This is a genomic window from Solirhodobacter sp., from assembly GCF_964715405.1.
In genome coordinates, this window is sequence record NZ_CBAICG010000080.1 from 1 (window position 1) to 6,159 (window position 6,159).

Consider the following 6,159-nt stretch of genomic DNA (forward strand, 5'->3'; position numbering starts at 1 on the left):
TCCCCGACCGCCACGAACCCGGCACCGGAGAACTGGACGACGTTCGCGTGCTGCGCGCGCTGGATGCGCTCGACTACACCGGATTCGTCGGCTGCGAATACCGCCCCGCAGGCGACACGGTGGCCGGGCTGGGATGGCTGCGGGCCTTCGCCAAACCCGCGTGAGGCCTGGCGAAGACCGCGGTTTCAGCCCGCGATGAAGTCGCGGTGCAGCGCCCAGTCGGCTTCGCTGAAGCGCGCGCTGGCGAAGTTGCGCTGGTGCCAATAGGGGTAGATCAGCGGGATCGTGCTGACCTCGGTCAGCCGCTTCGTCTCGTCCTCGGACAGCTTCAGCCCGACCGCGCCGAAGTTGTCGCGGAACTGCGCTTCGTTGCGCCCGCCGATCACCAGCGAGGTGATGCCCGGCCGCCCCAGCAGCCAGGCCAGCGCGATCTGCGCGGCCGAAACACCGCGTGCCGCGCCGATCTCGACCAGCACATCGACGATGGCCCACAGCTTTTCCACATCGCGGATCGGCGGTTCGGTCCAGCCCGCGAACTGGCGCGAGCCTTCGGGGGCCGCCTGGTCGCGCCGGTGCTTGCCGGTCAGCAACCCTGCGGCCAGCGGGCTCCAGACCAGCACGCCCAGCCCTTGATCGACCGAGATCGGCAGCAGTTCATACTCCGCCTCGCGCGCTTCGAGCGTGTAGTGGATCTGCTGGGTGACGAAGCGGGGGCGGCGGTCGCGATCGCTGACGGCGAGCGATTTCATCACATGCCAGCCCGAGTAGTTCGAGCAGCCGATATAGCGCACCTTGCCCTGGCTCACGAGGGTATCGAGGGCGGCGAGCTTCTCCTCGACCGGGGTCGTGCCATCCCATTCGTGCATGTAGTAGATGTCGATGTGGTCGGTGCGCAGCCGTTTCAGGCTGCGTTCGCATTCCCGGATCAGGTGGTGGCGCGACACGCCCTCGTCATTCGGGCCGTCGCCGGTTCGCATCCGTGCCTTCGATGTGATCAGCACACGGTCACGGCGCCCGTCGAGCACCTCGCCGAGAATCTCCTCCGCCAGCCCGTTCGAGTACATGTTCGCGGTGTCGAACAGGTTGACACCTGCGTCGATGCAAAGATCCACCAGCCGCCGCGCCTCGGGCACGCCCTGCTGGCCCACCATCGCAAAGGGCCCGGCGCCACCAAAGGTGAAGGTGCCCATCGTCAGCACGGACACCTTGAGGCCCGAGCGGCCAAGCGTTCTGTATTCCATCGTCATCTCCTTGCGGTTGCCGGTTGCGGCCTCAGGGGGTCAGGCAGGCGCGCACATGCGCCATTCCAAGTTCGGGGCTGGTCAGCACCGGCGTCGCGCCAAGATCGGCCCGCACCGCCTCCAGCGCGCGGGCCATCGAGGCCTGCGCCAGCACGATCACATCGACCTCGGGCGCCATCGCACGCAGGCTGGCGGCCACCCGCGCATCATGCCCGGCGACGTCGCCTGCCTGCAGCAGCGCAAAGGCGCCCTCGCTGACTCGCGACACCACGGTGACATCGGCGCCCTGCCGGGCGGCTGTTTGCTGGATCAGCGTGGTGGTCGGGCCAAGCGTCGTGTGAAGCGTCGCAAGGACGCCGATTCGCTGCCCTGCGGCCACCGCCGCGCGGGCCATGCCTTCGTCGATGCGGAACAGCGGCACCGGGCACAGCGGGCGCGCGGCCTCTACCGCCGGGCCAAGCGACGAGCATGTCACCACCACCGCCGAAGCGCCCGCATCGACCGCCGAACAGACCAGGCCGAACAGCCGCCGCATGGTGACCTGGGACAGGTGGCCCTCGCGGATCGTCGTGCGCAGCAGGCTTTCGTCAAGCATGTTGAAGGTCGCCCAGTCTGCGAAGTGCTGGCGCGCAAGCACATCAAACACCGGAATCAACCCCGCGACGGTGTGGATCATCGCGAGCGGCCCGATCGTGACAGGGGCGGGTTGGGGCATGACGACCTCCTCGTGTGTCGCGGAACCTGTCTCCACGGCGGGGCTCCCGGCAGAGACATGACAGCGCTGTCAGATAAGCGATACGAACAGCCGGGTGCAACATGAAAGTCGCGAACGGAGGCCGCGCGGCTACAGGGCGATTTCGCCGCGCGGCCCGGTTACGCCGAAGGTCTCGGGTGCCGCACTTTCCTGATTGACAACAATCACGACTCGCACGCATCATGACAGCGCTGTCAGCATCACGGAAATGACAGCGCTGTTTGGCGAGTGTGACCGAAAATATTGTCAGGTGTTTGCACCGACTGCGCCGCAACGAAGAGGGCCTTCAAGGCTCGGGCACGCAGACACGGTTCCTCGCGGGGCCTCGGGGTAGACGTCGCAAGAGCGAGGAAGCTATGGGGGAGAAGCGTTCATGGCGTTTGCAACTGATGACGTCGCGCCGTCCGAAAAGATGAACACGCGCGCATTCCGGTCGTTGGCGCGACTGTGGCACGTCCGCGAGGTCAACGTGCTGATCGCCCTTCTGGTGGTCGGGGGCCTGATCAGCCTTTTCACGCCGTACTTCCTGACAGTCGACAACCTGATGGGAGTGTCGCGGGCCTTTTCGCTGACCGCGATCATGAGCATCGGCATGGTGATGGTCATCATCACCGGAGGGATCGACCTGTCTGTGGGCTCAGCGATGGGTCTTGCAGGGCTGGTGACGGCGCTCTGCTTTGACTCCGGTCTGTCGCAGACGGTCAGCATCGCCGCCGGTCTGGGCGTGGGGGTCGCCTTCGGGATCACCAACGGACTGCTGATCACTGCGATTGGCCTGCCGCCCTTCATTGCGACGCTCGGCACGCTGAGCATCGGGCGCGGCATGATGTACATGATTACCCACGGCGTTCCACTGACCCCGACAACGCCGGACAGTTTCGCCGCGCTCGGCCAGGGTTATGTTGGTCCGGTTCCGGTGCCTGTGGTGATCCTTCTGGTCCTGATGGTCCTGTTCTCGCTGATCATGGTGCGCACCCGCTTTGGCCGCCATGTCTATGCGACCGGCGGCAACGAAATTGCTGCCCGGATGAGCGGCGTCAAAACGAGTCGGGTGAAGCTGGCGGTCTATATCCTGTCTTCGACAATTTCGGCTCTGGCCGGCGTGATCGCCTTCTCGCGCTACCTCTCGGCCGAACCCGCCTCGGGCTTCGGCTCCGAACTGGACGTGATCGCTGCCGCGGCGATCGGCGGGGCCAGCCTGTCGGGCGGTATCGGCAGCGTCACCGGGGCCGTCATCGGGGCAGCGTTGGTCGGCGAGATCGCCAACGGCATCGTCCTGCTCAACATCAACACCTACGCGCAACAGGCCATCACCGGCGGCGTGATCATCATCGCCGTCAGCCTCGACGTGTTGCGCAATCGGATTGGAGGAGGAACCTGACCACCAGGCGAGGATCGACGACTAACTTGAACGTGAATACGTCAACGTCAACAGGCCCGATCAGACACCGTGATCGGGTAGGAGGAGAAACTGATGCGTAATTTTCTGAAAACTGCCGGAGCCGCCGTTGTTCTTGCCGCACTGCTGGGAAGCACCGCAGCGATCGCCAAGGACATCACCATCGCCGTGGTTCCCAAGGTCGCCGTGCCGTTCTTCGACGACTGCAACAAGGGCGCTTCGGATGAAGCCAAGGCGCTCGGCGTGAACTACCAGTGGGTGGTTCCGGCCAACACGCAGGGCGCGACCCAGGTCAAGATCATCGAAGACCTGATGGCGCGGCATGTCGATGGCATCGCGATCTCGGTGAACGAGCCGAAATCCGTCGAAGGCATCATCAAGCAGGCGATGGCGGCCGGGATCAAGGTTGTCACGTTCGACAGTGACAGCGCTAACAGTGGTCGGTCGATGTACATCGGCACGATCAACAAGCAGGCTGGCGTCACAATGGGCGAATCAATGGCCAAGGCGCTGGGCGGAAAGGGCGAGATCGCCATCGTCACCGGCCAACTTGGCGCCTCGAACCTCAATGAGCGGATCGACGGCGTGAAGGAAGCGCTGGCGAAGTATCCGAACATCAAGGTCGTGGCCACCGAAGGCACCGAGGACGACTTGGCCAAGGCTGTTTCGGTGACCGAAGCGCTGCTGCGCGGCCACCCGAACTTGGCCGGCATCTTCGGCATCAGCCAGGTCGGCGGGCCCGCCGTTGCGAAAGTTCTGGCCGAGAATGAATTCGCGGCCGAGAAGGGCAAGTTGAAGGTGTTCGCCTTCGACGACCTGCCCGACACCATCAAGGGCGTGAAGGAAGGCTTCATCGACGGCATCATGGTGCAACGCCCCGTGACGATGGGCAAGCTGGCGGTCGAGAATCTGGTGAACCAGATCAAGGGCACCGGCGACGCGCCCAAGGACATCGACACCGGCGTGACCGTGGTCGATGCCAGCAACCTCGGCAACTACACGAAGTAAGGTCTCCCTTGACTGGGGCGGAGCAGATTCTGCTTCGCCCCGCTTTCTTGCTGACGCCGCATCCTGCAACCGAGGCTCCGATGACCCCATTTCTCGAAATGCACGGCATTTCCAAGACCTTTCCGGGCGTCAAGGCGCTGAAGTCGGTCGATCTGGACCTGCGCGCGGGCGAGGTTCACGTCATCGCCGGCGAGAATGGCGCGGGCAAGAGCACCCTGATGAAGATCATGACCGGGGTCCTGCACGCCGATCCGGGCGGCGTGATTCGCGTCGAGGGTCATGAGGTCGCGATCAGGGATCCGGTCCACGCCCGCGCCCTCGGGATCAGCATCATTTACCAGGAACTCTCGGTCGTGAACAATCTGACCGTGGCCGAGAACGTCTTTCTGGCACGCGAACCGGTGGGGATGACCGGCTTGCTCAACCGCCGCCGCATGCTCGCCGACACCAAGGCCGCGCTGGCCGAACTTGAGGTCTCAATCGACCCCTCGGCGAAGGTCGGTTCCCTCAGTATCGGGCAGCGCCAACTGGTCGAGATCGCCCGCGCGATCTCCTACCACTCCAAGCTCATCATCATGGACGAGCCGACCGCGTCGCTTTCGCACCACGAGGCGTCCATCCTTCTGCGCATGGTGCGCAAGCTGGCGGGGCAGGGGATCGGCATCGTCTTCATCTCGCACAAGCTCGACGAGATCTTCGAGGTCGCCGATCGCGTGACCGTGCTGCGCGACGGCGAGACGGTGGATTCGCGCCCCATCGCCGAGATGACGCGCGACATCCTTGTGCGCAAGATGGTCGACCGTGACCTGTCGCAGCTTTTTGGTGAACACCACAGCCATGCCACCGACGACGTGCTGCTGTCGGTCCGCGGCTTTGGCGAAAAACGTCCCGGCCCCCGCGGCGCGCGCATTCGCGACGTGTCCTTCGACCTGCGCCGAGGCGAGGTTCTGGGATTCTTCGGCCTCGTCGGCTCGGGCCGCACCGAGGTGATGGAGATGATCTTCGGCAGCCGTTCGCATGTCGGCGAGATTCACATCGACGGCCGCAAGGTTGCTATCGGCAGCCCTGCGGACGCGATCGCGCAGGGCATCGGGTTCGTCACCGAGGACCGCAAGGAGATGGGTCTGGTGCTCGGCATGAGCGTGCGCGAGAACTTCAGCCTGACCCACCTCGGCGACTACTGCACGCTGGACGTGGTGAACCGGTCGCGCGAGACGAACGCCTGCCTCGACTACATCCGACAGCTCGGCATCAAGACTCCCTCGCCCGAGCAGAAGGTGCTGAACCTGTCGGGCGGCAACCAGCAGAAGGTCGTCATCGCCAAGTGGGCGGCGCGCCGCCCCCGCATCCTGATCGTCGATGAACCCACGCGCGGCATCGACATTGGCGCCAAGGCCGAGGTTCATGCGCTGTTGAACCGGCTGGCCGAGACCGGCATATCCATCATCGTCGTCTCTTCCGATCTGCCCGAGGTGCTGGCCGTCAGCGACCGGGTCATCGTGCTGAAGGAGGGGCGGATCAGCGGCGAACTGTCCCGCAGCGAGGCGACACAGGAACGGGTGATCCTGGCGGCAACCGGCTGATCGGATGTGCCTCGGAATGAAGAAGGAACGGAGACTGACATGACCAAACGCATCGTTTTCACCGGCGGCACCGGCAAGGCGGGTCGGCATGCGGTGCCGCATCTGGTGGCCAAGGGCTACGAGGTGCTGAACCTCGATCTCAAGCCGCTCGACCTGCCGGGGGTGAACACCCTG

The 6,159-nt window shown here is 64.7% G+C and carries 5 protein-coding genes; 3 read left to right on the forward strand and 2 right to left on the reverse strand.

What is annotated here, in order from left to right:
* Positions 1 to 185: 185 nt before the first annotated feature.
* Both AC11WY_RS18920 and AC11WY_RS18925 read right to left on the reverse strand, forming a co-directional pair.
* Positions 186 to 1,241, reverse strand: coding sequence for an aldo/keto reductase (locus AC11WY_RS18920; protein ID WP_482928368.1), 1,056 nt, complete (start codon positions 1,239 to 1,241; stop codon positions 186 to 188).
* 31 nt (positions 1,242 to 1,272) lie between these two features.
* Positions 1,273 to 1,956 carry an aspartate/glutamate racemase family protein gene (locus AC11WY_RS18925; RefSeq protein WP_482928370.1) on the reverse strand — a complete coding sequence of 228 codons (684 nt, stop codon included), beginning with the start codon at positions 1,954 to 1,956 and terminating at the stop codon, positions 1,273 to 1,275.
* A gap of 412 nt (positions 1,957 to 2,368) precedes the next feature.
* Here AC11WY_RS18925 and AC11WY_RS18930 point away from each other — a divergent pair, with 412 nt between their 5' ends.
* From AC11WY_RS18930 to AC11WY_RS18940, 3 genes are all read left to right on the forward strand, one after another.
* Positions 2,369 to 3,376 (forward strand): ABC transporter permease, encoded by a 1,008-nt coding sequence (locus AC11WY_RS18930; protein WP_482928372.1) that lies wholly within the window; start codon positions 2,369 to 2,371, stop codon positions 3,374 to 3,376.
* 93 nt (positions 3,377 to 3,469) lie between these two features.
* On the forward strand, positions 3,470 to 4,402 hold the full coding sequence (locus AC11WY_RS18935) for a sugar-binding protein (protein ID WP_482928374.1): 933 nt from the start codon (positions 3,470 to 3,472) through the stop codon (positions 4,400 to 4,402).
* Positions 4,403 to 4,482: 80 nt separating this feature from the next.
* Entirely contained in the window at positions 4,483 to 5,985 is a 1,503-nt protein-coding gene (locus AC11WY_RS18940; protein ID WP_482928376.1) for a sugar ABC transporter ATP-binding protein, read from the forward strand.
* The last annotated feature ends 174 nt before the right edge of the window (positions 5,986 to 6,159 follow it).

Bases quoted from the DNA above. Each gene is read 5' to 3' on its own strand.
- AC11WY_RS18920 (WP_482928368.1), bottom strand. From the start codon at position 1,241: ATGGAATACAGAACGCTTGGCCGCTCGGGCCTCAAGGTGTCCGTGCTG.
- AC11WY_RS18925 (WP_482928370.1), bottom strand. From the start codon at position 1,956: ATGCCCCAACCCGCCCCTGTCACGATCGGGCCGCTCGCGATGATCCAC.
- AC11WY_RS18930 (WP_482928372.1), top strand. From the start codon at position 2,369: ATGGCGTTTGCAACTGATGACGTCGCGCCGTCCGAAAAGATGAACACG.
- AC11WY_RS18935 (WP_482928374.1), top strand. From the start codon at position 3,470: ATGCGTAATTTTCTGAAAACTGCCGGAGCCGCCGTTGTTCTTGCCGCA.
- AC11WY_RS18940 (WP_482928376.1), top strand. From the start codon at position 4,483: ATGACCCCATTTCTCGAAATGCACGGCATTTCCAAGACCTTTCCGGGC.